The 26,897-nt window shown below is 64.1% G+C and carries 27 protein-coding genes; 19 read left to right on the forward strand and 8 right to left on the reverse strand.

Annotated features, from left to right (window positions below):
* Window positions 1–60 precede the first annotated feature (60 nt).
* The 8 genes from flhB (at window position 61) to motD (ending at window position 9,286) form a co-directional block, all read left to right on the forward strand.
* Window positions 61–1,251: a flagellar biosynthesis protein FlhB gene (gene flhB / locus DUPY_RS05290; protein ID WP_070246789.1), complete on the forward strand. Its 1,191-nt coding sequence runs from the start codon at window positions 61–63 to the stop codon at window positions 1,249–1,251.
* A complete protein-coding gene (flhA, locus tag DUPY_RS05295; RefSeq protein ID WP_070246790.1) occupies window positions 1,248–3,389 on the forward strand; it encodes a flagellar biosynthesis protein FlhA in 2,142 nt (713 codons plus the stop codon). Before flhB ends, flhA begins: the two co-directional genes overlap by 4 nt.
* 57 nt (window positions 3,390–3,446) lie before the next feature.
* Window positions 3,447–4,463, forward strand: a complete 1,017-nt coding sequence (locus DUPY_RS05300) for an RpnC/YadD family protein (RefSeq protein WP_070246791.1) — start codon at window positions 3,447–3,449, stop codon at window positions 4,461–4,463.
* 200 nt (window positions 4,464–4,663) lie between these two features.
* Window positions 4,664–6,214 carry a flagellar biosynthesis GTPase FlhF gene (gene flhF / locus DUPY_RS05305; RefSeq protein ID WP_070246792.1) on the forward strand — a complete coding sequence of 517 codons (1,551 nt, stop codon included), beginning with the start codon at window positions 4,664–4,666 and terminating at the stop codon, window positions 6,212–6,214.
* Complete coding sequence (locus DUPY_RS05310; RefSeq protein ID WP_070246793.1) at window positions 6,207–7,031, forward strand: MinD/ParA family ATP-binding protein; 825 nt, start codon at window positions 6,207–6,209, stop codon at window positions 7,029–7,031. Before flhF ends, DUPY_RS05310 begins: the two co-directional genes overlap by 8 nt.
* A gap of 17 nt (window positions 7,032–7,048) precedes the next feature.
* Window positions 7,049–7,780, forward strand: coding sequence for an RNA polymerase sigma factor FliA (locus DUPY_RS05315; RefSeq protein ID WP_070246794.1), 732 nt, complete (start codon window positions 7,049–7,051; stop codon window positions 7,778–7,780).
* Window positions 7,762–8,508 (forward strand): flagellar motor protein, encoded by a 747-nt coding sequence (locus DUPY_RS05320; protein ID WP_070246795.1) that lies wholly within the window; start codon window positions 7,762–7,764, stop codon window positions 8,506–8,508. Before DUPY_RS05315 ends, DUPY_RS05320 begins: the two co-directional genes overlap by 19 nt.
* Window position 8,509: 1 nt before the next feature.
* On the forward strand, window positions 8,510–9,286 hold the full coding sequence (motD, locus tag DUPY_RS05325) for a flagellar motor protein MotD (RefSeq protein WP_070246796.1): 777 nt from the start codon (window positions 8,510–8,512) through the stop codon (window positions 9,284–9,286).
* 59 nt (window positions 9,287–9,345) lie between these two features.
* Here the strand turns inward: motD and DUPY_RS05330 are convergent, their stop codons facing one another.
* The 3 genes from DUPY_RS05330 to flgA all read right to left on the reverse strand — a co-directional run bounded on the left by DUPY_RS05330 (window position 9,346) and on the right by flgA (window position 10,950).
* Window positions 9,346–9,810: a flagella synthesis protein FlgN gene (locus tag DUPY_RS05330; protein ID WP_070246797.1), complete on the reverse strand. Its 465-nt coding sequence runs from the start codon at window positions 9,808–9,810 to the stop codon at window positions 9,346–9,348.
* Between the two features lie 8 nt (window positions 9,811–9,818).
* Window positions 9,819–10,136 carry a flagellar biosynthesis anti-sigma factor FlgM gene (gene flgM, locus DUPY_RS05335; protein WP_070246798.1) on the reverse strand — a complete coding sequence of 106 codons (318 nt, stop codon included), beginning with the start codon at window positions 10,134–10,136 and terminating at the stop codon, window positions 9,819–9,821.
* 106 nt (window positions 10,137–10,242) lie between these two features.
* Complete coding sequence (gene flgA, locus DUPY_RS05340; RefSeq protein ID WP_070246799.1) at window positions 10,243–10,950, reverse strand: flagellar basal body P-ring formation chaperone FlgA; 708 nt, start codon at window positions 10,948–10,950, stop codon at window positions 10,243–10,245.
* 149 nt (window positions 10,951–11,099) lie between these two features.
* Between flgA and flgB the strand changes: the two genes are divergently transcribed.
* The 11 genes from flgB to flgL all read left to right on the forward strand — a co-directional run bounded on the left by flgB (window position 11,100) and on the right by flgL (window position 22,157).
* A complete protein-coding gene (gene flgB, locus DUPY_RS05345) occupies window positions 11,100–11,525 on the forward strand; it encodes a flagellar basal body rod protein FlgB (RefSeq protein WP_019922848.1) in 426 nt (141 codons plus the stop codon).
* Window positions 11,526–11,536: 11 nt separating this feature from the next.
* On the forward strand, window positions 11,537–11,947 hold the full coding sequence (flgC, locus tag DUPY_RS05350; RefSeq protein WP_019922847.1) for a flagellar basal body rod protein FlgC: 411 nt from the start codon (window positions 11,537–11,539) through the stop codon (window positions 11,945–11,947).
* 11 nt (window positions 11,948–11,958) lie between these two features.
* Complete coding sequence (locus DUPY_RS05355) at window positions 11,959–12,669, forward strand: flagellar hook assembly protein FlgD (RefSeq protein WP_070246800.1); 711 nt, start codon at window positions 11,959–11,961, stop codon at window positions 12,667–12,669.
* A gap of 62 nt (window positions 12,670–12,731) precedes the next feature.
* Window positions 12,732–14,288: a flagellar hook protein FlgE gene (locus DUPY_RS05360; RefSeq protein ID WP_070246801.1), complete on the forward strand. Its 1,557-nt coding sequence runs from the start codon at window positions 12,732–12,734 to the stop codon at window positions 14,286–14,288.
* Between the two features lie 11 nt (window positions 14,289–14,299).
* A complete protein-coding gene (gene flgF, locus DUPY_RS05365; RefSeq protein ID WP_070246802.1) occupies window positions 14,300–15,040 on the forward strand; it encodes a flagellar basal-body rod protein FlgF in 741 nt (246 codons plus the stop codon).
* An 81-nt stretch (window positions 15,041–15,121) separates the two neighbouring features.
* Entirely contained in the window at window positions 15,122–15,904 is a 783-nt protein-coding gene (gene flgG, locus DUPY_RS05370; protein WP_070246803.1) for a flagellar basal-body rod protein FlgG, read from the forward strand.
* 10 nt (window positions 15,905–15,914) lie between these two features.
* The gene (locus tag DUPY_RS05375; protein WP_070246804.1) at window positions 15,915–16,577 is read left to right on the forward strand and encodes a flagellar basal body L-ring protein FlgH; all 663 of its coding nucleotides are present in this window, start codon (window positions 15,915–15,917) and stop codon (window positions 16,575–16,577) included.
* Window positions 16,578–16,585: 8 nt separating this feature from the next.
* The gene (locus DUPY_RS05380; RefSeq protein ID WP_071651585.1) at window positions 16,586–17,764 is read left to right on the forward strand and encodes a flagellar basal body P-ring protein FlgI; all 1,179 of its coding nucleotides are present in this window, start codon (window positions 16,586–16,588) and stop codon (window positions 17,762–17,764) included.
* Window positions 17,765–17,787: 23 nt separating this feature from the next.
* Window positions 17,788–18,768: a flagellar assembly peptidoglycan hydrolase FlgJ gene (gene flgJ, locus DUPY_RS05385; protein WP_070246805.1), complete on the forward strand. Its 981-nt coding sequence runs from the start codon at window positions 17,788–17,790 to the stop codon at window positions 18,766–18,768.
* A 143-nt stretch (window positions 18,769–18,911) separates the two neighbouring features.
* Window positions 18,912–20,867 (forward strand): flagellar hook-associated protein FlgK, encoded by a 1,956-nt coding sequence (gene flgK, locus DUPY_RS05390; RefSeq protein ID WP_070246806.1) that lies wholly within the window; start codon window positions 18,912–18,914, stop codon window positions 20,865–20,867.
* A 30-nt stretch (window positions 20,868–20,897) separates the two neighbouring features.
* Complete coding sequence (gene flgL / locus DUPY_RS05395) at window positions 20,898–22,157, forward strand: flagellar hook-associated protein FlgL (RefSeq protein WP_084640550.1); 1,260 nt, start codon at window positions 20,898–20,900, stop codon at window positions 22,155–22,157.
* Here the strand turns inward: flgL and DUPY_RS05400 are convergent.
* From DUPY_RS05400 to fliO, 5 genes are all read right to left on the reverse strand, one after another.
* Window positions 22,154–24,352: a C1 family peptidase gene (locus DUPY_RS05400; protein ID WP_070246807.1), complete on the reverse strand. Its 2,199-nt coding sequence runs from the start codon at window positions 24,350–24,352 to the stop codon at window positions 22,154–22,156. The two genes, flgL and DUPY_RS05400, sit on opposite strands and share 4 nt — an antisense overlap.
* Before the next feature lie 69 nt (window positions 24,353–24,421).
* The gene (fliR, locus tag DUPY_RS05405; RefSeq protein WP_070246808.1) at window positions 24,422–25,315 is read right to left on the reverse strand and encodes a flagellar biosynthetic protein FliR; all 894 of its coding nucleotides are present in this window, start codon (window positions 25,313–25,315) and stop codon (window positions 24,422–24,424) included.
* Between the two features lie 26 nt (window positions 25,316–25,341).
* Window positions 25,342–25,611, reverse strand: coding sequence for a flagellar biosynthesis protein FliQ (gene fliQ, locus DUPY_RS05410; protein WP_070246809.1), 270 nt, complete (start codon window positions 25,609–25,611; stop codon window positions 25,342–25,344).
* 9 nt (window positions 25,612–25,620) lie between these two features.
* Window positions 25,621–26,391, reverse strand: a complete 771-nt coding sequence (gene fliP, locus DUPY_RS05415; protein WP_070246815.1) for a flagellar type III secretion system pore protein FliP — start codon at window positions 26,389–26,391, stop codon at window positions 25,621–25,623.
* A partial coding sequence (fliO, locus tag DUPY_RS05420) for a flagellar biosynthetic protein FliO (protein WP_307188184.1) occupies window positions 26,391–26,897 on the reverse strand: 507 nt, incomplete at its 5' end. The genes fliP and fliO, both read right to left, overlap by 1 nt.

Genomic DNA, 26,897 nt, shown 5'->3' on the forward strand with positions numbered 1-26,897 from the left:
GTGTGATGTTGCCGCACTCGATAATGGCAACATCGAAATAAACCATGCGGCAGACACACCATGTCAGACAGCAGCGACGCAGAAAAGACCGAAGCAGCGTCACCGAAGCGCCTCGAGCAAGCGCGTGAGGAAGGCGACATTCCCCGTTCGCGGGAAGTGGCCACGTTTACCGTGCTGATGGCGGCTGGTGTCGGCCTGTGGACGTTTGGCGACGGCCTGGTGCGCCAACTCAATTCCGCGCTGGTCTCGGGCCTGACCCTGGACCAGGAACAGATCTTCAATTCCAATGTATTGCTGCAGCGCGTGGCGCTCGATATCGGCCGGGTGCTGCTCGCCTGCCTGCCGCTGGGCCTGGCGCTGATGTTCGTGGCGGTGATCTCGCCGATCCTGATCGGCGGCTGGCTGTTCAGCGCCAAGGCGTTCGTGCCCAAGTTCAGCAAGCTCAACCCCATCAACGGCATCAGCAATATGTTTTCCAAGAACGCGCTGGTGGAATTGTTCAAGGCCATCGGCAAGGCCGTGGTGGTGGGCGTGGTGGCCTGGATGGTGATGATGAAACAGCAGGACGCCGTGATCGGCCTGGCCGTCGAGCCGCTGCGCCTCGGCACCACCCACATGCTCAATATGCTGGGCAGCAGCTTTTTGTACATCGTCGGCGCTCTCGGCCTGATCGCCCTGATCGACGCGCCGTACCAGCTGTGGCACTACGCCGACAAGCTCAAGATGACGCGCCAGGAAGTGATCCAGGAATCGAAAGAGTCGGACGGCAATCCTCAAATCAAGGGCAAGATTCGCCAGCTGCAACGCGAGATGGCCCGCCGCCGCATGATGGCCGACGTGCCGACCGCCGACGTGGTCGTGACCAATCCTACCCACTATGCGGTAGCGCTCAAATATAACGACGGCATGCGCGGCGCACCCAAGGTGATCGCCAAGGGCACCGACGAAACCGCCGCCAAGATCCGCGAAATCGCCCGCGAGAACAAGGTCATCATGCTCGAAGCACCGGCGCTGGCCCGCGCGTTGTACAAGCATGCCGAAATCGGCGACGAGATCCCCGCCACCTTGTATGCGGCCGTGGCCGAAGTGCTGGCCTACGTGTTCCAGTTGCGCATGTACAGCAAGGGCGGCGCACCGCGTCCGACCGAACCGAAAGTACTCGACGTGCCGCCGGAACTCGATCCGCACAACCCGGCGTACGTGGACAAGTTTGGCAATAAACCTAATCTGGATAACGGAGCACCCGCATGAGCGCCTTAAGCAACGTCAAAATGCCGCCATGGCTGCAAGGCCTGGCGACCAGCCAGAACAAGTCCTCGCTGGCGGCGCCGATCTTCCTGATCATGATGTTGTCGATGATGATCCTGCCGCTGCCGGCGTTCGTGCTCGACATTTTCTTCACCTTCAATATCGCGCTGGCGATCGTGGTGCTCCTGACCAGCCTGTACACGGTCAAGCCGCTCGACTTCATGGCCTTCCCGACCGTGCTGCTGGTCTCGACCATGTTGCGCCTGTCGCTGAACGTGGCGTCCACCCGTATCGTGCTGACCGAAGGCCATACCGGGGCGGATGCAGCCGGTAAAGTGGTGGAAGCGTTCGGCCACTTCCTGATCGGTGGTAACTACACGGTCGGTATCGTGGTGTTCATCATCCTCACCATCATCAACTTTATCGTGGTGACCAAGGGTGCGGGCCGTATCGCCGAGGTGGGCGCGCGCTTCGCCCTGGACGCCATGCCCGGTAAACAGATGGCGATCGACGCCGACCTGAATGCAGGCCTGATCGGCGAAGCGGACGCCCGCAAGCGCCGCAACGAAGTCTCGCAGGAGGCGGAATTCTATGGCGCGATGGACGGCGCCAGCAAATACGTGCGCGGCGACGCCGTGGCCGGCATCCTGGTCACCGTGATCAACGTCATCGGCGGCTTGCTGGTCGGCGTGATCCAGCACGGTTTGCCGTTTGGCGAAGCGGCGCAGATCTACACCTTGCTGGCCATCGGTGACGGCCTGGTGGCGCAGATCCCGTCGCTGATCATTTCGATCGCGGCCGGTATCGTGGTCTCGCGCGTGGCCAGCGAAGAAGACATCGGCACCCAGATGGTGTCGCAACTGTTTGCGCGGGTGGAAGTGCTGTATGTTACCGGCGGCATCATCTTCGGCCTGGGCCTGATTCCCGGCATGCCTAACCTGATGTTCCTGACCATCGGCGGCGCCATCCTCGGTGCTGGTTACATGATGGCTCGCAAGCAAAAAGTCGAAGGCAGCCCGGTGGCCAAGGCCGCCAAGGCAGAGGCGGAAGCCGCCGCAGCGGCAGCTGCCGCGCCGCCGGCGCCCGAGCAGGAAGAGGCCAGCTGGCAGGACGTGATGCCGGTCGATACGCTGGGCCTGGAAGTGGGCTACCGCCTGATCCCGCTGGTCGACAAGACCCAGGGCGGCGAGCTGCTCAAGCGCATCAAGGGCATCCGCAAGAAGTTCGCGCAGGAGGTCGGCTTCCTGGCGCCGCCGGTACACATCCGCGACAACCTGGAACTCAAGCCTTCGGCTTACCGCATCACGCTAAAGGGTGTGGAAGTGGGCATGGGCGAAGCGTTCAACGGCCAGTTCCTGGCGATCAATCCCGGCATGGCCAGCGGCACGCTGCAAGGCCTGGTGACGACCGATCCCGCCTTCGGCCTGCCGGCCACCTGGATCGACGCCAGCTTGCGTGACCAGGCCCAAGGCATGGGTTACACCGTGGTCGATGCCGGCACCGTGGTGGCCACGCATCTGAACCACCTGATTTCCACCCATGCGTCCGAACTGCTGGGCCGGGCCGAAGTGCAGGCGCTGCTCGACCACCTGGCCAAGGAAGCGCCGCGCCTGGTGGAAGACCTGGTACCGAAAATGGTGTCGCTGTCCGCCTTGCAGAAAGTGCTGCAGAACCTGCTTGTCGAAGGCGTGCACATTCGCGACATGCGCACCATCATCGAAACCCTGGCCGAGCACACCGTGCACACGCAAGACCCGGGCGACCTGACCGCGCTGGTACGGATGGCGCTGGGACGCGCGATTGTCCAGCAGCTGTTCCCGGGCACCAACGAGCTGTCGGTGATGACCCTCGACAACCGCCTGGAACGCCTGTTGATGCAGGCGCTGGCCGCCAGCGGCCCGGACGGCGCCGGCATCGAGCCGGGCCTGGCCGACACCATCGCCCAACAGGCCGCGCAAGCGGCGCAGCAGCAGGAGGCGATGGGGTTGACGCCAGTGTTGCTGGTGCCGGGCCCGCTGCGCGCCTTGCTGTCGCGCTTCCTGCGGCGCGCGCTGCCGCAGCTGAAAGTGCTGTCGCATGCCGAGATCCCGGAGAGTAAAACCATCCGCGTAACGGCCCTGGTCGGCCAACAGCCGGGGTAAATCAAGCTCGTTTGAGCAGCATCAATCGGCGCTCTGTGGCAAGTCTACACTGGCCACATGAGCGACGATTACGACTCGCCATGGAAGGAAGTGGTCATCCACCACTTTCCCGAGTTCATGGCTTTCTACTTCCCCCAGGCGCATGCGCAAATCGACTGGTCGCTGCCGCACGTGTTTCTCGACCAGGAACTGGCTGCGCTGTCGCGCGATGCCGAGCTGGGCAAGCGCTTGCTCGATAAACTGGTCAGCGTGCACAAGCTCGACGGCGACGAACAATGGGTGCTGGTGCAGCTGGAAGTGCAGGGCTGGCGCGATGCCGATTTTGCCGAGCGCATGTTTGTCTACAACTACCGCGTGTACGACCGCTATCGGCACCCGGTGGCCAGCATGGCCTTGCTCACTGACGACAACCGCTACTGGCGTCCGACCGGCTTCGGCTGGCGGCAACTGGGCTGCACCATGCAGCTTGATTTTCCGATCGCAAAAATGCACGATTACGCGTATGTGATCGCAGACCTGGCCAACCAGGACAACCCGTTTGCGCTGGTGAGCGCGGCGCATCTGCTGGCGCAAAATACGCGTAACGATGCCCACCGCCGCCGCATCGCCAAGTGGCGGCTCACCAAAATGTTGTACGAGCGCGACTGGGACCGGCAGCGTATCATCGACCTGTATCGGGTGATGGACTGGATCATGCGGCTGCCGCCAGCGCTGGAACAGCGTCTGCGGACCGGGATTGTTCAATTTGAAAGGAGATCTGACATGACTTATTTGTCTTCTATCGAACGCATAGGAATGGAAATTGGTGAGCGCGAAGGGCTCAAGCGGGGGCTTGATGAAGGGCGCAAGCGGGGGCTTGATGAAGGACGCAAGCAGGGAATTGATGAGGGCTTGCAGCAAGGACAGCGGCGCGGAGCCGCCGACATGCTGGCGCTGGTGCTCAAAGCACGCTTCGGCCCGCTTGATCCATCGGCGCAGTCGCGCATCGATGCAGCCGATACTCGGCAGATCACCCGCTGGGCCGAAAACTCGGTCCACGCCGACTCGCTCGACGCTGTATTTCGCAGCGAATGAACACCGTACTCGGCCGCATTGAAATGCGGCCCATTTCCCCACCTGTTCATCAGATCGTTTCCTGAGTGCATCGTCAATAATGGCACTGTCCGAGTGATAGAAGCGTCGCAGCCGCGCGATGCATCGCTCAAGCTACAGGAGTCATTGATGGCCTACATTACCTTGCCACCCCGCGTCAGCCAGTTCCTCGGGAGCCGGCCATGAACGTGAAAAAATTCACCGCGCCCACGTCGCGCGAGGCATTGCGCAAGGTCCGGGAAGCGCTGGGGCCAGACGCCGTGATCCTGTCCAACCGCCAGGCCGACGGTATGATTGAAATCCTGGCCCTGGCCAATGACGATGCCGCTTCGCTGGCGATGCCGGCGCCGCACTCGCCGATGGCCGAGCCGGCCCCGTCGCTCGACTTCGATGCCGCCATCGCCCAGCGCAGCCAGCGCCTCGATGCACGCCTGGAGCCGCACTTCGAAGACGAAGCGCCACGCCTGGCGCCGCGCCAGACACAAGCTGTGCAACCGGCCATGCAGCCGATGCAGCCGGTGCAGCGCAGCATGCAGCCAGCCCCACAGCAAGCTCAGCAATTTCAGCACGCCCAGCAAGCCCAGCAAGCAACCCCGCAACCGGCACGCCGCGTGGTCGCCTCGCCATCATCGTTCGCCACCAAGACCGCTGCCGCTGCTGCATCTGCAACCGCGCCAGCCATGCCGGCCCAGCCGCGCACGCCGCAGCTGGACGCCACCCAGGTCAGCGCCATGGTGGCCTCCGCCGTGGCCAGCGCCAAGCAGAGCGCGGCGCTGGAAATGCAGGACATGATGAGCGAAATCCGCGCCATGCGCGGCATGATGCAAACCCAGCTGGCGGAAATCGCCTGGGGCAGCACCCAAGCGCGCGAGCCGCAAAAAGCCGCCGTGCTGCGCGAGATGCTGGCCGCCGGTTTCTCTGCCAGCCTGTCGCGCTACCTGATCGACAAGCTGCCGGCCGGCCGCGACGCTGCCGACAGCATGCGCTGGATAAAAACCGTGTTGACGCGCAACCTGTCGGCCATGACCAACGAAGATGCGCTGATCGACCAGGGCGGCGTGTTCGCGCTGGTGGGGCCGACCGGCGTGGGCAAGACCACCAGCACCGCCAAGCTGGCTGCGCGCTGCGTGATGCGCCACGGCCCCGAAAAGCTGGCCCTGATCACCACCGACGCCTACCGTATCGGCGCCCACGAACAACTGCGCATCTACGGCAAGATCCTCGGCGTGATGGTGCATTCGGTCAAGGATGAAGCGGACCTGCGCATTGCCCTCAAGGAATTGCGCAACAAGCACACGGTGCTGATCGATACCGTGGGCGTGAGCCAGCGCGACCAGATGGTCACCGAGCAGGTTTCGATGCTGCAAGGCGCCGGTGCCGACGTCAAACGCCTGCTGTGCCTGAACGCCACGGCCACTCAGGAAACCCTGTCGGAAGTGGTGCGCGCCTACCAGGGCAGCGGCCTGGCCGGCTGCATCATGACCAAGCTCGACGAAGCGGCCGCCATCGGCAACGTGCTCGACGTGGTGATCCGCCAGAAGCTCAACCTGTTTTACGTCTCGAATGGCCAGCGCGTGCCGGAAGACCTGCACCTGGCCGACCCGGCCTACCTGATCGACCGCGCGTTCAAGTTGAAACGCGACGTGGTAAACACCCAGTACCTGGACAATGAACTGCCATTGCTGATGTCGGGCAATCAACATACTGCGATGCGCGAGGTCCACCTTGGCTAATTTCGATTTCGACCAGGCCGAAGGCCTGCGCCGCATGCTGGCGGGGCCCAAGCCCCGCATCGTTACCTTCCTGTCCGCCACCGCGCAAGACGACAAGGGCGCCATGCTGGTCAACCTGGGCGCCTCGCTGGCCCGGGCCGGCAACGACGTGCTGCTGATGGACGCCTGCGCCAGCGCGCGCGGCGTGGCCAGCCGGCTCGGCCTCGACGGCGGCGCCAGCCTGCTCAACGTGGCGCGCCAGGAATGCGCACTGAACCAGGTGCTGCACCAGGCGCCGCAAGGCTTTTCTGTGGCGTCGATGACACGCGGCATGCCGCGCACCGGTCCCGACGAAACCCGGCGCCTGGCCAAGGCCTTCGATGTGCTGGTCAAGCAGACCGGCATGGTGATCGTCGATGGGGAATTCGACGGCGAGTCATTCCCCGTACCGGTGATGGCCAGTTCCGAGATCGTGGTGCAGGTGTCGGCCAACGCCGGTTCGATCAAGGCTGCCTACAGTTTGATCAAGCAATTGAACCAGGAGTTCGGTCGCCGGCCATTCGGAATTCTTGTCACCGGCGCATCGGAGGCCGAAGCGAAGTTGGTTTACGATAATATGGCACAAGCTGCCAGCCGTTACCTGGCCGTCAACCTGGTCTCGATGGGCTCGGTGCCGGCCGATGAATACCTGCAGCGCGCCGCGCGGTTGGGGCGCGCGGTGGTGGATGCGTTTCCGCTGGCCGGTGCATCGGTGGCCTTTCGTCAACTGGCGGGGCGCTTTGCGCTGGCTGGCTCGCCTACTTTCCAGACGGGGAGCGGCAATCACTTTAGCGCTTGAAAGTAAAATAATAGGCTATGTACACGGTCAAAGGGAAAGCGGACAAGAACACCTTGCTGACGCAGCACATGCCGTTGGTCAAGCGTCTTGCCCACCACATGAAGGCAAAATTGCCGCCCAGCGTAGAGGTCGATGATCTGGTCCAGGCCGGCATGATCGGGCTGCTCGACGCCATCAACCGTTACGAAGAAACCCATGGCGCGCAGTTCGAGACCTATGCCGTGCTGCGCATCCGTGGCGCCATGCTCGACGAGCTGCGCACCAGCGACTGGCTGCCGCGCTCGATGCGCCAGAACATGCGCAAGATCGAAGCGGCCATGAGCACGCTGCAGCAAAAGCTCGGCCATCCACCGACCGAGTCGGAAGTGGCCAAGTCGCTCAAGCTGTCGCTGTCCGACTACCAGGACATGCTGTCCGACGGCGGCGGCCACCAGCTGGTGTACTACGAGGATTTTCACGACGACGATGGCAACGACAGCTTCCTCGACCGCTACTGTTCCGATGAAGAATCCGATCCGCTGCGCGCGCTGCTCGACACCGACTTCCGCCAGGCCGTGATCAACGCCATCGACGCCTTGCCCGAGCGCGAGAAGATCCTGATGGGGCTGTATTATGAAGAGGAGCTCAACTTGAAAGAAATCGGCGCCGTCATGGGCGTGTCGGAATCGCGCGTATCGCAACTGCATACGCAAGCCGTGGCGCGCCTGCGGGCCAATCTGAGGGAGAAGGCATGGACTGGGCCAGCATAGCCGGTGTCGTCATTGCGTTGATCGGCATCGCCATCGGCCAGACCATGGAAGGTGGCAAGTTGTCGTCGCTGGTGCAGCCGGCCGCGTTTGCCATCGTGGTGGTGGGCACCTTCGGCGCCGTGCTGCTGCAATCGAAACTGCGCACCTTCGTGCGTGGCATGAAAATGCTGCGCATGGTGTTTGCGCCGCCGCCCGATACCCGCGCCGCCCTGGCGCGCGACATCAGCGCCTGGAACCTGGCCGCGCGCCGCGACGGCCTGCTCTCGCTCGAGCGCCACATGCTGGCGTCGAAAGACAAATTCAATACCAAGGGCTTGCGCCTGATCGTCGACGGCATCAATCCCGACAAGCTGCGCCAGCTGCTCGACACCGAAATCACTGCCTACGAAACCGAGGAGCGCCTGGCCGTGCGGGTGTGGGAGTCCGCTGCCGGCTACGCGCCTACCATCGGCATCCTGGGCGCCGTGCTGGGCCTGATCCACGTGATGGAAAACCTGACCGACCCCACCAAGCTGGGCGCCGGCATTGCGGTCGCGTTCGTCTCGACGATTTACGGCGTGGGCCTGGCCAACCTGTTCTTCTATCCGATTGCCAACAAGCTCAAGGCCATCGTCAACCAGAACGTCCACCAGCAGGAAATTGCCGCCGCCGTGTTTTACGACATCGCCACTGGCGACCACTCGCGCGTGATCGAAGAACGCATCGCCACCCTGATGCGTGAGCACTGATATGCACTACCGGCGCGCCCGCAAGAAATTCGACGAGGAAGTGGAAAACCACGAGCGCTGGCTGATCTCGTATGCCGATTTCATCACCTTGCTGTTCGCGTTTTTTGTCGTGATGTACGCCATCTCGTCGGTCAATATTGGCAAGTACAAGGTGTTTTCCGATGCCCTCGGTGACGCTTTCGGCGGCGCCGGCGCCGCGCCGGTGACCAACACCGAGGTGCCCAATCTGCCGATCCCCAATCCCGCCCTGAAACGCCGCGCCGAGATGCTCAAGCAGGAGCGGCAGGAGATGACCAGGCTGGCGCAGGATTTACTGTCCACGCTGGCGCCGCTGGTCAAGGAAGGGAAAGTGCGGGTCACGCAAAACAGCCGCGGCGTGAGCGTGGAAATCAACGCCAGCGTGCTGTTCGACCCGGCCGATGCGCGCCTGACGCCGGAATCGGTGGAAGCGCTGAGCGCGGTGGGCGTGCTGCTCAAGAACGATACCCACAACGTGCAAGTGGAGGGCCACACCGACGACCTGCCGATCAGCAATGCGCAGTTCCCGTCGAACTGGGAATTGTCGTCAGTGCGCGCCAGCAGCGTGGTGCGCCTGTTCGTGGAAAACGGCGTGGCGCCGACCCGCCTGACGGCAGTGGGCTTCGGCTCGAACGTGCCGGTCGCCTCCAACGACGACCCCATCGGCCGCGCCCGCAACCGCCGGGTGGCGGTAACGATTTTGTCGGGCCTGCCCGATCCGGTCACCGAATTGCCAACCGAGGTGGTGCCGCAGCAGTAACCCGGCAACTGTGACCCTGTACGCGTGCGTTGGCGCTTTGCTGTGCGGGGTAAAAACGATTAGCCGGCGAGGAAGCCGCGGCTGCGTGGAATCGGATTCGACATGCCGGTCGCGCTGTAAGTCTGACCGCCGGCCGTAGGCCGCAGGGCCGCCAACGCGCCCTGGGTGTTATTGATTTGCTTGTTGATCAGCATGCCGTTCACACGGTTGAGCTCTTTGGCTTCGCGCGTGGTCTCGAGCAGGGCGGCCCAGGCCTGGGCGATGCTGGCATCGCCGCTGGCGGTAATCCACGCCTCCATGCCCGCTTCTTCGGCCGGGAAACCGGCCTTGCCCAGGGCGCGATGGCGCTGGGCCGACAGCAAGGTCATTTGCGTGATCAACGCGGTTTTCTTGCTGGTGACTACATCCAGGCCTTCGATCTCCGCCGATACCAGCATCTGTTGCTCCTGCTTCAGCAAGTCCAGCAAGGTGGTCATGATGTGCGCTTCTTCGCGCAGGTTGTCGAGCGGGGTGACCGTGGTCATTGTCTATCCTAACGTTGTCTTGAGTGCAGCAGATCCTTGACCGTATCGAGCAAGCCATCCGCCACTTTTTCCGAGTTGACCTGGAACTGCCCATCGGCAATCGCCAGCTTGATGCGTTCGACTTTCTTGCTGTCGAACACCGCGCCCGCGCCATTGGCGGCACTCGCTGCCATGGCCTGGCCCTGCGGCGACAAGCGTACGCTGTCGGTCGCGGCCGGGGTGGACGACTGCACCGCCGTCTCCGCGCTGCGGGTGGTGGAGGTGGGCGTACTGTTCGCCGCCGGCAAGCCTGGCGGGTTCTTTAAAGTTGTATCGTTGATTTTCACAGCACTTCCTTCACTGGGTGGAGTGTGATACTCCGGGATCTGAGTCTATAACGGCGCGCGCTTGAAAAACTTTAGCGCCGTTGCGACCAAAATCCGTGACGTTTTATCAGAACGCCACTTCCACCAGTCCGCCTTGCTTTGCGATGCCGCTGATTTGTTGCCCCGAGGCAGTTTTTACCCGTACCACCTGGCCATCGGCGCCCCCGCTCATGGCGCGGGCCTCGGACGAGACGCTAAAACCGCTGCCCGAAGACACCAGCCGGACCAGCTGGCCCGGCTGCACCACCGGCTTGCTGCGCAAGGTATCAAGACGCAAGGGAGTGCCAGGTGGCAACGAAGCATTGGTGCTGCGGCCGATGACCTGGCTGACATCGGTGGCCACGCCCGCAGGCAGGCTGGTCAGGTCGCCCTGCAGCACGACCAGCTGGCGCGCTTCGATCTCCTGGCCCTGCACCAGTGGCGCGGCGCTGGCGACATAGTCGCCCATCACGGTCACGCTTGCTTGTACATACAGGGTCCAGGCGGCGGGCGCCGTGCAGCGCACGCCCACCGTGGTCTTGCCCCAGGCGCGTGCGCCGGGCGAGAAAAACGCTTGCGGGGCAGGGCAGGCGGCCAGGTTCAGGCGCGGGTCGATCGCGCCCACGGCCACCGTGACCTGACCGGGCAGGCCGCCGCTTTGTATCTTGAGGAACTCTTCGACGGTGCGCTTGATGCCGGCCGCATCCTGGCGGCCCTGCGCTGGTTGCGCCTGTGCCGGTGAGACGGTGGCGGCCAAGGCGGCGGTAATCAATAAGGTAACGAGACGTGGGTTCATGGCGCAGACCTTCCATTCAATGTTGCCATGATAGAGAACCACGCCGTGCTTGAAGCGAGGAATAGGGTGGAAAAGCCGCTGCTGCTCGGTTGATGGTTCACGAGAGCAACTCCGTATCATCGATCCTGTTAATACACCCGGAGGCCATCATGCTTTCCAAGCTCGACGACTACATGCGCTTTAACGAATCGGCCCTGAACCTGCGCGAAAAGCGCCAGACCGTGCTCGCTTCGAATATCGCCAATGCCGACACGCCCAACTACAAGGCGCGGGATATCGACTTTTCCAGCGCCATGAAGGCGGCCGTGGAAAAAGCCAGCCCGACCGCAGCCGCCAGCATGAAGACGACCGCTGCGCGCCACTTCCCGAACCCGCCATCTGACGGTGGCCTGCTGGCCGACGGCACGCCGCTGTTGTACCGCGGCGTGGTGCAGGGCGCGGTCGATGGCAACACGGTCGACATGGACGTGGAACGCAACCAGTTTGCCGACAACGCGGTGCGCTACGAAGCGAGCCTCACCATGATCAACGCGCAGATCAAGGGCATGATGAACGCCCTGCAGTCCGGTAACTAAGGGAGCCGATCATGTCACTTTTCAGCATCTTCAATGTGTCGGGCTCGGCCATGAGCGCGCAGGCCCAGCGCCTCAACGTCACCGCGTCCAACCTGGCCAATGCCGACAGCGGCACCAGCTCCACCGGCGAAGCGTACCGGGCGCGCCAGGTGGTGTTCGAAGCGACGCCGCCGACCAATGGCGGCGCGTCCACCGGCGTCCGGGTCAAGCAGGTGGTGGAAGACCAGTCGCCGATGAAAATGAAATACGACCCGCAAAATCCGCTGGCCGACGACAAGGGCTACGTCACCATGCCCAACGTCAACCCGGTTGACGAGATGGTCAACATGCTGTCTGCCTCGCGTTCCTACCAGAACAACGTGGAAGTGATGAACGCGGCCAAGTCGATGTTGAACAAAACCCTGACCATCGGTCAGAACTGACAGGAATCATCATGGCAATCGCCGGCATTATCGACACGCCCAAGACCGTGACCACCAATTCGGTGGCCACCAGCTCGAGCACCAGCACCACCTCCACCGACAGCGTGCAGGCCGACCAGGACAAGTTCATGCTGCTGCTGGTCACGCAGCTGAAGAACCAGGATCCGCTCAACCCGATGGACAACGCCGCCATGACCAGCCAGCTGGCGCAGCTGTCCACCGTGACCGGCATCAACAAGGTCAACGCCACGCTCGAATCGTTGCGCGCCGACCAGGCCAGCGCGCAGTCGATGACGGCGACCAACCTGATCGGCAAGGGCGTGCTGGTGGCCGGCAAGGGCATCGAGCTGAGCACCGCCACCGCCGCCGACGGCACCAAGTCCAACACCAGCGTGTTCGGCGTGGAGCTCGGTTCGCCGGCCGACATCGTCGATATCAACATCATCGACAAGACCGGCAAGACGGTGCGCACCATGAGCATGAAGAGTGCCGATGCCGGCACCTACCCGCTCACCTGGGATGGCACCAAGGACGACAAAACCGTGGCCGAAGCGGGCAGCTACACGTTCACGGTCAAGGCCACCACCGGCGGCAAGGCGCTCGACAACGCGACCCAGCTGCAACTGGCGGCGGTGGCGAGCGTGTCCACCGGCAGCGCCGGCGTGAAACTCAATACCTCGCTCGGGCACTTTACGCTGGCGGAAGTCAAAGAAGTCTTGTAGTCGCACACTGCAATTGCATGTTGCAGTTGCGTACAATCATTTGCACCTGATAGGGGAATACCATGTTCCAACAAGGACTGAGCGGCCTGAACGCCGCATCGAAATCGCTGTCTGTCATCGGCAACAACATTGCCAACGCCAGCACTGTGGGCTTCAAGAGTTCGGAAGCCCAGTTTGCCGACCTGTACGCCAATTCGCTCAACGGTGTTTCCGGCCAAAACCCCGGCATCGGCGTGATGACGTCCAAGCTGGCCCAGCAGTTCACCCAGGGCAATATCGAAACCACCAACAACCCGCTCGACGTTTCAATCAACGGCGGCGGCTTTTTTCGCCTGACCGTCAACGGCGCAGTGCAGTACTCGCGCAACGGCCAGTTCCATGAAGACAACAAGAATACTTTGGTCAACGCGCAAGGCGCAGTGCTGACCGGCTACCTGGCCAACACCGCCGGCGTGATCCAGCTGGGCGCGCCGGTGCCGATCGTGCTCGACAAGTCCGACCTGAAACCGGTGCAAACCACCGAGGCCAACTACCACCTGAACCTGAGCTCGGCCGAGAAGGTGCCGGCCAAGAATCCGTTCAACGCCAACGACCCGGAAACCTACAACAAGCAGACCGTGCTCGACGTGTACGACAGCCTCGGCACCCAGCACATCATGACCACGTACTACGTCAAGACCGACGCCAACGTCTGGGACGTGTACGCTGCTGCCGATAACAAGGAAATCATTTCCGGCGGCGTGGCTGCCGCCATCAACAACGATGCCGGCGTGACCGCCGCGCGCACCGCCTACAACGACGCCATCCGTGCCACCCCGCCCGATGCCGACACCATCGCCCAGGCCGCCAAAAACTACGCCACCCAGGCTTACCAGGTCATGCGCACGGCGGCCTCCACCGCGCCGGCCCAGGCCAGCGCCGCGCAACTGGCTGCGCTCGACACCGCCTTTGCCGCGCTCGACCCGACCAATTCCGGCCGCATTACCGGCCAGTCGCCGGACCAGATCGGCGCCAAGCTGGCCGACGCCATCACGGTACCGGCGATCAAGGTGGGTACCTTGCAGTTCGACCGCAGCGGCAACCTCGATCCCGGTGCGATGGCCTTGCGCACGCCGCCGCAAACGCTGCCGTTCGCGATCCAGCTGCCGATCTTCCCGGACACCGGCTCGCTGCAACCGCTGACGATTCAGACCACGTTCAACAACACCACCCAGTACGGCAGCGCCACCAACGACCTCGGTTCGGTGCAGAATGGTTACTCGGCCGGTTCGTGGCAGCGTTTGTCGATCGACGAGAACGGCATCATCCTGGGCCAGTACAGCAACGGCAAGTCGCGCCCCATGGGCCAGATCGCCATGGCCAACTTTGCCAGCGTCGATGGCCTGACCCCGCTGGGCAACAATGCCTGGTCGGAAAGCGCCGCGTCGGGCCAGCCGATGATCGGCGTGCCGAACGCCGGCTCGATGGGGCAGTTGCGTTCGAGCTCGGTGGAAACGTCGAACGTCGACCTGACCGAGGAACTGGTCAACATGATCACCGCGCAGCGCGTCTACCAGGCCAATGCGCAGACCATCAAGACCGAAGACTCGCTGCTGCAAACGCTGGTCAACCTGCGTTGATGAGGTAAACCATGGACCGTCTGATCTACACCGCGATGACCGGTGCGCGCCACGTGATGGAGCAGCAAGCCACCGTGTCGAACAACCTGGCCAATGCCACCACCAACGGTTTTCGCGCCCAGCTCGATTCCTTCCGGGCGGTGCCGGTGATGTCGGACGGTCTGCCCACGCGCGCCTTCGTGGTCGATTCCACGGTCGGCTCCAATTTTGCCGCCGGGCCGATGCAAACCACCGGTCGCTCGCTCGACATCGCCATCCGCGAGCAGGGCTGGCTGGCGGTGCAGTCGGCCGACGGCTCGGAGGCGTACACCCGCAACGGCAGCCTGCGCGTGAACGAAAACGGCTTGCTGCAAACGACCAGCGGCCAGACCCTGATCGGCGACGGCGGCCCCATCGCGGTGCCGCCCGACACCAACATCACGATAGCCAGCGACGGCACGGTCAGCACGGTGTCTACCGAGTTCCAGCCGGGCCCGTCGAACGTGCTGGGACGGTTAAAACTGGTCAATCCGCCGACCGCCGGCCTGTTGCGCGGCGACGATGGCCTGTTCCGCCAGGCCGACGGCACGCCGGCCCAGAACGACCCGCTGGTGCGCATCGTCGACGGCGTGATCGAGGGCAGCAATGTCAATCCGGTCGATTCCATGGTCAACATGATCAGCCTGGCAAGGCAGTTCGACATGCAAATGAGCTTGTTGAAGAACGCCGAGAATAACGCCGCAAAAGCCACCCAGATCCTCGCTTTGGGTTGACCCCGACTCCCGCATAATGCTGTTGTGGGATGAGCGTTTGCCGCTGTGGCGAACGCCCATCCAAGCTACGGGAGAAGGATCATGATACGTTCACTTTGGATCGCCAAGACCGGCATGGAAGCGCAGCAGACGCAGCTCGACGTCACTTCGCACAACCTGGCCAACGTCAGTACCACCGGTTTCAAGAAGTCGCGCGCGGTGTTCGAGGATCTGCTGTACCAGAACCTGCGCCAGCCCGGCGGCCAGTCGTCGCAACAGACCAACCTGCCGTCCGGCATGCAGCAAGGTACCGGTGTGCGCCCCGTCGCCATCGAGCGCATCCATACCCAGGGCAACCCGCAGGCCACCGGCAACGACAAGGACATCATGGTCAATGGCGCCGGTTTCTTCAATGTGCTGCTGCCCGATGGCACCACCGCCTACACCCGCGACGGCTCGTTCCAGCGCGATAACAACGGCCAGATGGTCACCTCCAGCGGCTTCGTGCTGCAACCGCCGATCACCATCCCGATCGAAGCACAAAACATCACCGTCGGCCGCGACGGCACGGTCTCGGCGCTGGTGCCGGGCACGGTAGCGCCGCAGCAGTTGGGTGCGCTGCAACTGTCCACCTTCATCAACCCGACCGGGCTCGAATCCAAAGGTGAAAACCTGTACGTGGAAACCGGCGCCTCGGGTGCGCCGCAAACCAACACGCCGGGCACCAACGGCCTGGGCGCGATCCTGCAAGGCTACGTGGAATCGTCCAACGTCAACGTGGTCGAGGAAATGGTCAACATGATCCAGAGCCAGCGCGCGTACGAAATCAACTCCAAGGCCATCACCACGTCGGACCAGATGCTCGCGCGCCTGTCGCAGCTGTAAGGAATACGCCATGAAAATCGCCACCTTCGCCGTTTTCGCCATCGCCACCATGCTGAGCGGCTGCGCCAGCGTTACCCCCACCTCGATTGTCGACTCGCCGCGCACCGCGCGTCCGCTTACCACCGAGCAGATGCAGGTCAAGCCGACCAGCGGCGCGATCTACCAGGGCGGTAACTTCCGGCCGATCTTCGAAGACCGCCGCGCGCGCCAGGTGGGCGACGTGCTGACCCTGGTCATTACCGAGCGCACCACCGCCAACAAGGCCGGCACCAATTCCGCCAACAAGACCAGCGCGGTCAGCATCGGCTTGCCCAAGCCGCTGCAAGGCACGTTCGGCAACCCGCTGGCGATCAACAACAACAACAGCTTCTCCGGCGCCGACAACCAGACCGCCAGCAACGCCTTCACCGGCACCATGGGCATCACCGTGGTCGAGGTGCTGCCGAACGGCAACCTGATCGTGGCCGGCGAAAAGCAGGTCGGCATGAACAAGGGCGTGGAATTCATCCGCTTCTCCGGCATGGTCAATCCCGACAATATCGTCACCGGCAATACCGTGTCGTCCACCGCCGTGGCCGACGCCCGCGTCGAGTACCGCACCAGCAGCCAGGTGGACAAGGCGGAAGTGGCGTCGATGGTGTCGCGCTTCTTCCAGAGCATCTTGCCGTTCTGAGGCCGATCATGAAACTTTCCCAGGCAAATGCCAGTGTCCGGCGCGCCACCGCCGCCTGCAAACGCGGCGCGGTGGTGGTCGGCATCATCGTCGGCACCGTGGTGCTGTCGCTGCTGATGGCGCCGCCGGCCCAAGCCGAGCGCCTGCGCGACCTGGCCAGCATCGCCGGCGTGCGCCACAACCAGCTGATCGGCTACGGCATCGTGGTCGGCCTCGACGGCAGCGGCGACCAGACCACCCAGACCCCGTTCACCGTGCAAAGCGTGGTGTCGATGCTGCAGCAACTGGGCGTGAACCTGCCGCAGGGCACCCAGCTGCAACTGAAAAACGTCGCGGCCGTGATGGTGACGTCGTCGCTGCCGCCGTTCTCGCAGCCGGGCCAAACGCTGGACATCACCGTCTCGTCGATGGGCAATGCCAAGAGCTTGCGCGGCGGCACCCTGTTGATGACGCCCCTGAAAGGCGCTGATGGCCAGGTGTACGCCATGGCCCAGGGCAATGTGCTGGTCGGCGGCGTCGGCGTGCAGGCCGGTGGCGGTGGCGGCGGTAATTCTCTGGTCATCAACCACCTGAGCGTGGGCAAGATTTCTGCTGGCGCAACGGTCGAACGCGTAGTCGCTTCGAGCCTGGGCGAGGGCAACATGATCCGCCTGGAATTGAACACCAGCGACTTCGCCACGGCCAGCCGGGTGGTGGACGCGATCAACGACAAGTACGGCGCCGGCATTGCCTACGCGCTCGACGGCCGCGTGATCCGCGTGCAGGCCCCCAGCAGCAGCGACCAGCGCGTGACGTTCATCGGCACCTTGCAGGACATGAACGTCAACCCGGCCGAACAGCCGGCCAAGGTGATCATGAATGCCCGCACCGGGTCGGTGGTGATGAACCGCGCCGTGACTCTGGAGACGTGCGCCATTTCGCACGGCAATATGTCAGTATCGGTCTCGTCCGATCCGCAGGTGAGCCAGCCCAATCCGCTCTCGGGCGGCTCCACCGTGGTCACCCAGAACCAGAACGTGGCGATCAAAAAAGACGGCGGCAAGGTCATGATGGTCAAGGGCGGCGCGTCGCTGGCCGAAGTTGTCAAGGCGCTCAACGCCATCGGCGCCACGCCGCAGGACTTGCTGTCGATCCTGCAAGCCATGAAGGCCGCAGGTTCGCTGCGCGCCGAGCTTGAAATCATTTAAGCGGAAAACGCGGGAATCACGCCATGACCAGTCAAAACTCCAACACCCTCGGCAACGACCTCTCGCGCAAGTTTGCGCTCGACGTCAAGGACATGGGCAGCCTGCGCCAGGGTGCGCGGGCCGGCACGCCCGAAGCGCTCAAGGGCGCCGCCACCCAGTTCGAAGCGATGTTCGTCAACACCATGTTGAAGACCATGCGCGAAGCGTCGCCGCAGGACAGCCTGACCAATAGCGACCAGACCAAGATGTTGACCGGCATGCAGGACCAGCAGACCGCCCAGAGCATCGCCAAGAAGGGCATCGGCCTGGCCGACATGCTGGTGCGCCAGCTGGGCCATAACGACAAGCAGGCGCTGGCCGTGGGCGGCGCCGGCGATGCCGCCGATGGCGCCAATGCCGGTAGCTTTGCCGGCATGGCCAGCCTGATGGACGCCAGGCTGCAAAAAGCCATCGCCGCGGCCGGCGGCAACGCCGCCGCCACGGCCAAGACCGAAGCGATTGCGGACGCCAAGCCGGCTGCGCCGGCACGCCGGGGGTCGCAGGCGCCGCACGTTATCAGCTTCCAGGAAAAACTGTCGTCGCACGCGGACGAGGCCAGCGCCGCGACCGGCATTCCGGCCAAGTTCATGCTGGGCCAGGCTGCGCTCGAGAGCGGCTGGGGCAAACGCGAGATCAAGGGGCGCGACGGCACCAACAGCAACAACCTGTTCGGCATCAAGGCCACGCCTGACTGGAAAGGCAAGGTTGTTGAGGCGACCACGACCGAATACGTCAACGGCAAGGCCCAGACCAGGGTGGAACGCTTCCGCGCCTACGACAGCTACGCCGACAGCTTCAAGGACTATGCGCGCCTGATCACCAACAACCCGCGTTACGAAAAGGTGCTGGCCAGCGCCGGCGACGCCAGCGCCTTTGCCCAGGGGCTGCAGAAGGCCGGTTACGCCACCGATCCGCAATATGCCAATAAGCTCACTAGCATCATTAAACGCTCGCTGGCCGGTTAAACCTGTCCAGGGCGTCGTTGCAGCGCCTGGCCCTGAACAGGTGTAAGCCGGCCAGTTGTGGCTTCGGTTGTCGCTTCAAATCTGGATAATTCAAGTTTCGGGCTGGGCTGCCGTAAACCTTAGCAACATAAAGTGAAACCATCATGAGTCTACTGAGTATCGGCAGAAGTGGTTTGTTGGCGGCCCAGGTCGGATTGTCTACGACCGGCAACAACATTACCAACGCGAACGTCCCGGGTTATTCCCGCCAGGGCGTGGTGCAGACCGACACGCCTTCGCAAAACACCGGCGCCGGCTTTGTCGGCACCGGCACCGAAGTGTCGTCCGTGCGCCGTTACTACGACAACTTCCTGGCCAACCAGTTGCGCGGCGCCGAAACCAACCAGGCGTCGCTCGAAGGTTTTTACAAGCAGATTTCGCAGATCGACAACCTGCTGGCCGACCCTACCGCCGGCCTGTCGCCGGTGATGCAGGATTTCTTCAACGGCGTACAGAATGCCGCGGCCAGTCCGGCATCGGCAGCGGCGCGGCAGTCGATGCTCTCGACCTCCGAGTCGCTCGCCGCCAGGTTCCAGGGCATGAGCGCGCGCCTCAACGAAATTTCCGAAGGCGTCAACAGCCAGGTCGTCTCCAGCGTGGGCGAGATCAACTCGTATGCGCGCCAGATTGCTGAGCTCAACAACACCATCTCCGGCCTGTCCTCGGGCGGCGACTTGCCCAACGATCTGCTCGACCACCGCGACCAGCTGATCACCGACTTGAACAAGCTGGTCAAGACTAACGTGATCCAGGGCGACAACAATACGCTGACCGTGCAAATGGGCACCGGTCAGCCTTTGGTGGTTGGCAATACCGCGTTCACTCTCGGTACGGCGCAGGCCGCCAACGATCCGTCCAAGATGTCGGTTGGTTACGTGGCCCCCAACGGCAAATTCACGCCGCTGCCCGACAAGGTGATCACCGGCGGCCAGCTGGGCGGCTTGATTGAATTCCGCAATACCGCGCTCGACGGCGCCCAGAACCAGTTGGGCCAGGTGGCAGCGTCGCTGGCCACCAGTTTCAACGCCCAGCACCAGCTGGGCCAGGACCAGAACGGCGCCCTGGGTGGCACCTTCTTCAACCCGATCCAGGCCTACGTCAATCCCAACGCCAACAACGCGCCGCAAAGCACGGCCGAAGTGAAGGGTACCGTGGTCGATGCCGGCAAGCTCACCGCCAGCGATTACAGCGTCGATTTCGACGGCACCAATTTCAACGTCAAGCGCCTGAGCGATGGCCAGGTCACGCAGATTAACCCGTTCCCGCAGACCGAACCGCAGGTGATCGATGGCGTGGCCTACAGTATCACCGGTGCCCCCGCGCAAAACGACAACTTCCTGGTGCGCCCGACGTACGCCGCCGCCAAGGACTTGACGGTCGCGGTCAAAGATCCGACCAAGATCGCGCTGGCCGCGCCGGTCACCACCGGCGCGCCGATTGCCAACACCGGCAGCGCCAAGATCTCGGCCGGCACCGTGGACCAGAATTACCTGGCGCCGGGCAATGCCTTGACGGCGCCGGTCACGCTGACCTTCGACAAGGCGGCCGGCACCCTGGCCGGCTTCCCGGCCGGCCAGGATGTGACGGTCACCGCCAACGGCAATACCACCACGTATCCGGCCGGCACCCCGGTACCATTCACCGATGGTGCGGCCATCGGTTTCGGCGGCGTCAGCTTCAGCATCAGCGGCGCGCCGGGCAATGGCGACACCTTCACCGTCGGCCCCAACACCAGCGGCGTGGGCGACAGCCGCAACGGCGCCTTGCTGGCCGGCCTGCAATCGAAGAATGTGATGAACAACGGCACCGCCACCTTCCAGGGCGCATACGCCCAGGTGGTCAACGTAGTGGGCAACAAGGCGCGCGAAGCGCAGATCGGGATGAACGCCGCTGACGCGGCCGTGGTGCAGGCAACCAAGGCGCACCAGAGCGTGTCGGGCGTGAACCTAGACGAAGAGGCGGCCAACCTGCTGCGTTACCAGCAGGCTTACCAGGCCGCAGGCAAGGTCATGCAGATTGCCAGCACCCTGTTCGACACCTTGCTCAGCCTCGGCCGATGAGTACCAACAGATTTTTGACGAGGTAGCCCCATGGTCATGCGCATCAGTACCAGAACCATTTACGACGTCGGCGTTGGCCAGATCGGCACGCTGCAGTCGTCGCTGGCCCGTACCCAGCAACAACTCTCGACCGGCCGCAAGAACCTTACCGCTGCGGACGATCCAATCGCCAGCGCGCGTGCGCTGGAGGTGACGCAGTCGGCCGGCATCAACGAGCAGATGGTGACCAACCGCAGCAATGCCAAGGGCTTGCTGTCGCTGGAAACCGTGGCCCTGCAAAGCTCCACCAACCTGATGACCGACATCAAGGAACTGGCCGTCAAAGCCGGCGCGGGCAGCCTGTCGCAAGCCGATCGCGAATCGATCGCGGTCGAGCTCGAAGGCCGCCTGGCCGACCTGCTGGGACAGGCCAACTCGTCCGATGGCGTGGGCGGCTACGTGTTCTCCGGCTATAAGTCGACGACGCAACCATTTACCCCCACCGCCAACGGTGTGGTCTATAACGGCGACCAGGGCCAGCGCGAGCTGCAGGTAGCGTCCACCCGCAAGGTGGCGATCAGCGATTCCGGCTCCTCGGTGTTCGAGAACAATCTCACTGGCAACGGCCGCTTTGCCACCGGCGCCTCGCCGGCCAATTACGATCGCGGCGGCACCGGCATCATCGCCCCGGGCTCGGTGTCCGATCCCACCAAGCTTACCGGCAGCAAGTACCAGATCGACTTCCAGGTCACGCCCGCCGTGCCCGGCACGCCGGCGTCCACGACCTATACCATCACCGACCTGACCCTGAACCAGCCGGTGCCGGCCACTCCGGTCCCGGCGGTGCCGGTGCCATACGTGAGCGGCCAGGCGATTGCGTTCGATGGCATGACCTTCGATATCAAGGGCGCGCCGGCCAACGGCGATCAGTTCTCGGTAGAGCCATCGACCAAGAAGTCGGTGTTCAATGCCATCGACGACATGATCAAGGCCTTGCGCGCACCGGGTTCGGGCGCTGCCGGCCAGGCTAGCCTGAGCAATGCGCTGAACCAGGCGCAAAACAGCATCGACAACACCGCCGACAATATCCTGTCGGTGCAGGCGGCCGTGGGTTCGCGCTTGAAGGAACTCGACTCGCTCGACAGCGCCGGCGACGACCTCAAGCTGCAATACGCGAGCGTGCTGTCCGATTTGCAGGATGTGGATTACGTGGCTGCAATCTCGATGTTCACCCAGCAGTCCACCAACCTCGACGCAGCGCAGAAGTCATTCAAATCGCTGTCGGGCCTGTCCCTGTTCAACTATATTTAATAGTCCAGATCGGTCACCGGCGCCGCCAGCACGGCGTTGGGTGGCCGGTTCAGCACGCGGTTGATGGTGCGGCTCAAAATCACGATATCGTTATCGAAAGCGTTGTGTCCGGGCTTGAGCGCTGCTTGTACCGACACCGGCATGCGCATGGTCGTGACCTCGCACGCCGGTAAGCCATCGGCCTGGGCAGGCAGGGCGGCAACCCAGGCGCGCCACGCCTGCACCGCCGGCCAGTCGGCTGCGCGCCACAGTTCGTCGTCCGGATGCTGCGCGGCCGCATCGACGGTCCGGTACAGGCCCGCCAGCGGCGTCTTGCGTACGTCCTCGAAACCACGCGCCACCAGGTATAACAGCGATTTGCCGTAAGGCCCGACGGTGTCGTCGCGCTCGGTCGCATCGGACAGCAGGTGCAGCCAGAAGCGGTCGCGCGGCACCACGCCGGCCGCCACGGCCGCGATAAAACAGCGCCGCGCGAACGCCAGCGAACAGGCCGGCGCGTACAGCGTGACCGACGCCACCGGCAGCCTGGTCGCCCGGCACAGTTCGAGCAGGTGGCCGTGCACGAAAGCGCCCGCCGAGTGGCCGGCCAAGTGGATTTCCAGTGTCGGATAGTCTTGCCGCAGGCGGACCAGGGCGGCTGCGAGCAGTGCCAGCGCGCCGCCGTCCTGCGCCGCCAGCGCGGCGTTGTCCTTCATTTCGCCCCACATCCAGCGGACCCGGTGGGCAACGGTTTCCAGCAAGCCATCCGTGGCATCGCTGAAGGTACTGCCCAGCAGTGATCGGGCCGGGGCCAGCGTGTCGCCGACGGCGTCGCGCAGCACGCCACCGAGGGTTTCGAGCAGGCCGGTGCGCCAGGTGTAGAACAATGGATAAATGCCGTTGGCGGTGAAATATGGCCCCATCACGCGGATGCGGCGCAGCGAGGCCGCTTCGGAATTCAGGCCGCCGTGGGCGTAGATCACGACCTTCCTGCCACCACGGCGCAACCAGTCGCCCAGCCGCTCGTCCACCGCCACCGCCACCAGGTCGCTGGCGCGGCCGAGGTCGGGCCGACTGCTGCGCAGCACGCCGTTGTTGCCGCTCACCAGCGTGTGGGCGTAGGCGGTATCGCTGGACCAGGGCAGGGCGCCGGCCAGCGCCGGGTTGGTCAGCACCGGCGGATCGGCGGCAGCCAGGGAGACACCGACGCGGCGCGACTTGGCCGCAGCCACCGTTGCACCGCTGGCGCTGCCCGCATCCCCCGCATTGGCGCCAAGCCTGGCCACCATGCCGGACCCGGCGGCCAAGCCGGGCGCTACCGCTGCCTGCGGCACGCCCAGCGCCGCCACCCAGCAGTCGAGGCCGTTATCGCGCCAGTCGTCGTAGCGCAGCACGGCAAAGCCGCGCGCGCCCCAGCCTTCGCCCCAGGAGTTCTGCACAACGAAGCCGTGGGCGTTGTAGCCGACGATGGCGAACGCGTGGTTGCCGGTGTCAGCCGGCATGCCGTCGTACCCGATCACAGGCAGGCCGGCATGGCCCCGCGCCAGCCCGTTGCCGGCAGCGACCTCGAGCCAGCCCGGGTGCACGCTGGCCGACACGTACAGCGCGCCGATGGCGTGCAAGGCCGCCTGCATGTCCGTGATGCACGCGCTGTCCACCCGGTAGTACACGCCCAGCGGGCGGGTGGCGGCGTCGCTGGCCCAGCGCTGGTCGGGGCGGTAGCCGCCGGCGCTGTCTCGACCCTGGTCGTGATCGTCCCCGTCGTCCTGGCCGGCGTGCACGCTGGCCTGCCACAGCGGCGCGGCGCAACTGCCGTGCTTGCTCCAGCCCTTGATGGCGCCCCTGCAACTGGACCCCTGGTATTCCTCGCCCGGCCACTCGTCGTAGAAACGCGCCAGGTCGTACAACATGTGCGGGCTGACCGGCCCGGCATGGTTTGTGTTGCCGGCGCCATCGCGCTGCCACAGCAGGAAGTTGACCACGGCAGCCAGCCCGTAGCCGGTGCACGCGCCCTGGCTGCCCTGTGAGCTTTGATCGAGCACCAGTCCCTGCTGGACGTAGGCGGACAGCAGGCGGCGCAGGCGCGCGTCGTCCGGCCAGCGCGGCGGCAGCGCGGCCAGCGGCGGTGCGTAAGGGCGGTCGCGCGGGTCGAGGCGGTCGGTGCGGGCGTCGAGGCGCACGGTCTGGCCGTCGAACTGGAGGAGGCGGGTGGGCATGCTGGTGATGGTGAGTGGACCTGCAGCCAGTCTACGAAAGAAGCGGGCTCGGGACAACCCGCACGCGTTCTATCGTATCGGTGCGGCCGGCGGCGCCGGGTTGGCCGGCGCCGGTACTCCCTGTATTGCCGGCCCGGGCATGACCGGCACCGGCGCCACCGGCACCACCGGCGGCACCCGTTCGTGCCAGGTGCGCGGCATCAGGCGCGCGTGTTCGATGCCGTTCAGGAACAGGTTTTGCATCGGCAGCACCAGGTAGGGCAGGACCATGGCGATCACCAGCAGGCCGACGCCCAGCGTGATCGGGAAGCCGATACCGAACAGGTTCAGCGCGGGCGCGGCGCGCGTCAAGATCCCCAGCGCGACGTTGGTGAGCAGCAGCGCCGCCACGATCGGCATCGACAGCTGGATGCCGGTGGCAAACACGGTGCCGCCCCAGTCGGCCATCTGCTTGAAACCGCCGCCGTAAATCGGGCTGGCCGAGATCGGCAAGGTGCTGAAACTTTCCACCAGCACCGACAGCAGCACCAGGTGGGCATTGACCGAGAGGAAGGCCAGGGTGGCGACTAGCGACAGGAACTGGCTGATCGCCGACGACCGGCCGCGCGTGTTGGGATCGAAAAACGTGGCAAAGCCCAGGCCCATGGTCAGGCTGGCAACCTCGCCAGCCATTTCCACTGCTGCGAACACCACGCGGATGGTAAAGCCGATGGCCACGCCGACCAGCATTTCCTGCACCAGGATCAACAGGCCGGCCCACGACAGCGGCTCCACGGCCGGCGCGGCCGGTACGGTGGGAGCGATGATCATTGCCAGCAGCACACCCAGCATCACCTTGATGCGCGCTGGCACCGCGTTGTTGCCGAAGATGGGGGCGGCCGCGATCATGCCGAGGATGCGCGTGAGCGGCCACAGCAGCCCGGCGATCCACATATTGATGTCGGTGCTGGAGAGGGTAATCATGCGGTCGTCATCGGTACTGCGGGATGCTAGCCAACCAGGTTGGGTATGCCGCCGAATACTTCGCGCATATAGTCGAGCATGATCGACAACATCCACGGCCCGGCCACCACCAGCGCCACGAACACGCCGACCAGTTTCGGGATGAAGGACAGGGTCGCTTCATTGATCTGGGTGGCAGCCTGGAAGATGCTGACGATCAGGCCGATCACGAGCGCCACCAGCAGCATCGGCGCGGCGATCATCAGGGTCACTTCCATGGCATGGCGGCCCAGGGTCATCACGCTTTCCGGTGTCATCTGCGCTCCCTAGTAAAAGCTCTGGGCCAGCGAGCCGAGCAGCAACTGCCAGCCATCGACCAGCACGAACAGCATCAGCTTGAACGGCAGCGAAATCACCGCCGGCGACATCATCATCATCCCCATCGCCATCAGCACCGAGGCCACCACCATGTCGATGATCAGGAACGGGATGAAGATGGCAAAGCCGATCTGGAACGCGGTCTTGAGTTCGCTGGTGACGAACGCCGGCACCAGGATGCGCAGCGGCACGTCTTCCGGTCCCTGCATGGCCGGTGTACGCGACAGCTTGGCGAACAGCGCCAGGTCGGCCTGGCGCGTCTGCTTGAGCATGAACGCTTTCAACGGCGCCGCGCCCTTGTCGAGCGCCTCGCTCATGTTGATCTTGCTTTCCTGCAGCGGCAGGTAGGCTTCGTTGTAAATCTTGTCGAAGGTCGGACCCATCACGAACAGGGTCAGGAACAGCGCCAGGCCCACCATCACCTGGTTGGGCGGCGCCGATTGCGTGCCCAGCGCCTGGCGCAGCAGCGACAGCACGATGATGATGCGGGTAAAGCAGGTCATCAACAACAGCGCGGCCGGGATGAAGCTCAGCGCCGTCATCAACAGCATGGTCTGCAGCGGCAGCGTGTAGTTGGTGCCGCCACCCGGCGCCGGGGTGGCGTTCAGGGCAGGGATGCCCACGCTCGATTGCGCGGCCGCCAGCAACGGCAGCGCCAGCGCGCCGGCCACGAGCAGCCCGGTGACGAGCTTGCGATTACGGCTGTACTTGGTGTCCATCATTGCTTGTTATTGATATTGCTGTTATTGCGCTTGTCGATGGTTTGCTTGAACCAGTCGGCGAAATTGGCCGGGGCCGCCATCGGCTGGCTGCCGGGCGCCACTTCCGGCGTTTCCTGGCGCGGCATGGTGGCCAGCGCGTTCATGCGGCCCGGCGAGGCGCCAACCACGATCCACTGGTCGCCCACTTCCACGACCATGATGCGCTCGCGCGCACCCACGCTCAACGCACCCACCAGCTTGACGGTATTGCTGCCGCCGCCGAAGCCGCGCGGGCCGAAGCGCTTCAGTACCCAGGCGCCGCCGAGCAGCAGGGCGATGACGAAGGCGAGCGCAAAGGTGGTCTGCATCAGGCCGCCGCCGGTGGCCGCGTTGGAATACGGTGCAGCCGGCACGCCCAGTTGTGCGCGGGCCGGGTTGGGGGCGGTGGTGGTGTCGGTGCCGGCAGCCGGTGCAGCAGGCACGGCGGCGGTGCCGGTTGCGGCGGCCGGCACCGACACCACCAC

The sequence above is a fragment of the Duganella phyllosphaerae genome (assembly GCF_001758785.1).
Lineage (GTDB): Bacteria > Pseudomonadota > Gammaproteobacteria > Burkholderiales > Burkholderiaceae_D > Rugamonas > Rugamonas phyllosphaerae.

Excerpts from the sequence above, each read along its gene's own strand:
- DUPY_RS05380 (WP_071651585.1), top strand. The coding sequence starts at position 16,586 with ATGAAACTTTCCCAGGCAAATGCCAGTGTCCGGCGCGCCACCGCCGCC.
- DUPY_RS05300 (WP_070246791.1), top strand. The coding sequence starts at position 3,447 with ATGAGCGACGATTACGACTCGCCATGGAAGGAAGTGGTCATCCACCAC.
- motD (WP_070246796.1), top strand. The coding sequence starts at position 8,510 with ATGCACTACCGGCGCGCCCGCAAGAAATTCGACGAGGAAGTGGAAAAC.
- fliQ (WP_070246809.1), bottom strand. The coding sequence starts at position 25,611 with ATGACACCGGAAAGCGTGATGACCCTGGGCCGCCATGCCATGGAAGTG.
- flgG (WP_070246803.1), top strand. The coding sequence starts at position 15,122 with ATGATACGTTCACTTTGGATCGCCAAGACCGGCATGGAAGCGCAGCAG.
- flhB (WP_070246789.1), top strand. The coding sequence starts at position 61 with ATGTCAGACAGCAGCGACGCAGAAAAGACCGAAGCAGCGTCACCGAAG.
- flgJ (WP_070246805.1), top strand. The coding sequence starts at position 17,788 with ATGACCAGTCAAAACTCCAACACCCTCGGCAACGACCTCTCGCGCAAG.
- fliR (WP_070246808.1), bottom strand. The coding sequence starts at position 25,315 with ATGATTACCCTCTCCAGCACCGACATCAATATGTGGATCGCCGGGCTG.
- flhA (WP_070246790.1), top strand. The coding sequence starts at position 1,248 with ATGAGCGCCTTAAGCAACGTCAAAATGCCGCCATGGCTGCAAGGCCTG.
- flgA (WP_070246799.1), bottom strand. The coding sequence starts at position 10,950 with ATGAACCCACGTCTCGTTACCTTATTGATTACCGCCGCCTTGGCCGCC.
- flgK (WP_070246806.1), top strand. The coding sequence starts at position 18,912 with ATGAGTCTACTGAGTATCGGCAGAAGTGGTTTGTTGGCGGCCCAGGTC.
- DUPY_RS05320 (WP_070246795.1), top strand. The coding sequence starts at position 7,762 with ATGGACTGGGCCAGCATAGCCGGTGTCGTCATTGCGTTGATCGGCATC.
- DUPY_RS05375 (WP_070246804.1), top strand. The coding sequence starts at position 15,915 with ATGAAAATCGCCACCTTCGCCGTTTTCGCCATCGCCACCATGCTGAGC.
- DUPY_RS05355 (WP_070246800.1), top strand. The coding sequence starts at position 11,959 with ATGGCAATCGCCGGCATTATCGACACGCCCAAGACCGTGACCACCAAT.
- DUPY_RS05315 (WP_070246794.1), top strand. The coding sequence starts at position 7,049 with ATGTACACGGTCAAAGGGAAAGCGGACAAGAACACCTTGCTGACGCAG.
- flhF (WP_070246792.1), top strand. The coding sequence starts at position 4,664 with ATGAACGTGAAAAAATTCACCGCGCCCACGTCGCGCGAGGCATTGCGC.
- DUPY_RS05360 (WP_070246801.1), top strand. The coding sequence starts at position 12,732 with ATGTTCCAACAAGGACTGAGCGGCCTGAACGCCGCATCGAAATCGCTG.
- flgB (WP_019922848.1), top strand. The coding sequence starts at position 11,100 with ATGCTTTCCAAGCTCGACGACTACATGCGCTTTAACGAATCGGCCCTG.
- flgF (WP_070246802.1), top strand. The coding sequence starts at position 14,300 with ATGGACCGTCTGATCTACACCGCGATGACCGGTGCGCGCCACGTGATG.
- DUPY_RS05400 (WP_070246807.1), bottom strand. The coding sequence starts at position 24,352 with ATGCCCACCCGCCTCCTCCAGTTCGACGGCCAGACCGTGCGCCTCGAC.
- flgL (WP_084640550.1), top strand. The coding sequence starts at position 20,898 with ATGGTCATGCGCATCAGTACCAGAACCATTTACGACGTCGGCGTTGGC.
- DUPY_RS05330 (WP_070246797.1), bottom strand. The coding sequence starts at position 9,810 with ATGACCACGGTCACCCCGCTCGACAACCTGCGCGAAGAAGCGCACATC.
- flgC (WP_019922847.1), top strand. The coding sequence starts at position 11,537 with ATGTCACTTTTCAGCATCTTCAATGTGTCGGGCTCGGCCATGAGCGCG.
- fliP (WP_070246815.1), bottom strand. The coding sequence starts at position 26,391 with ATGGACACCAAGTACAGCCGTAATCGCAAGCTCGTCACCGGGCTGCTC.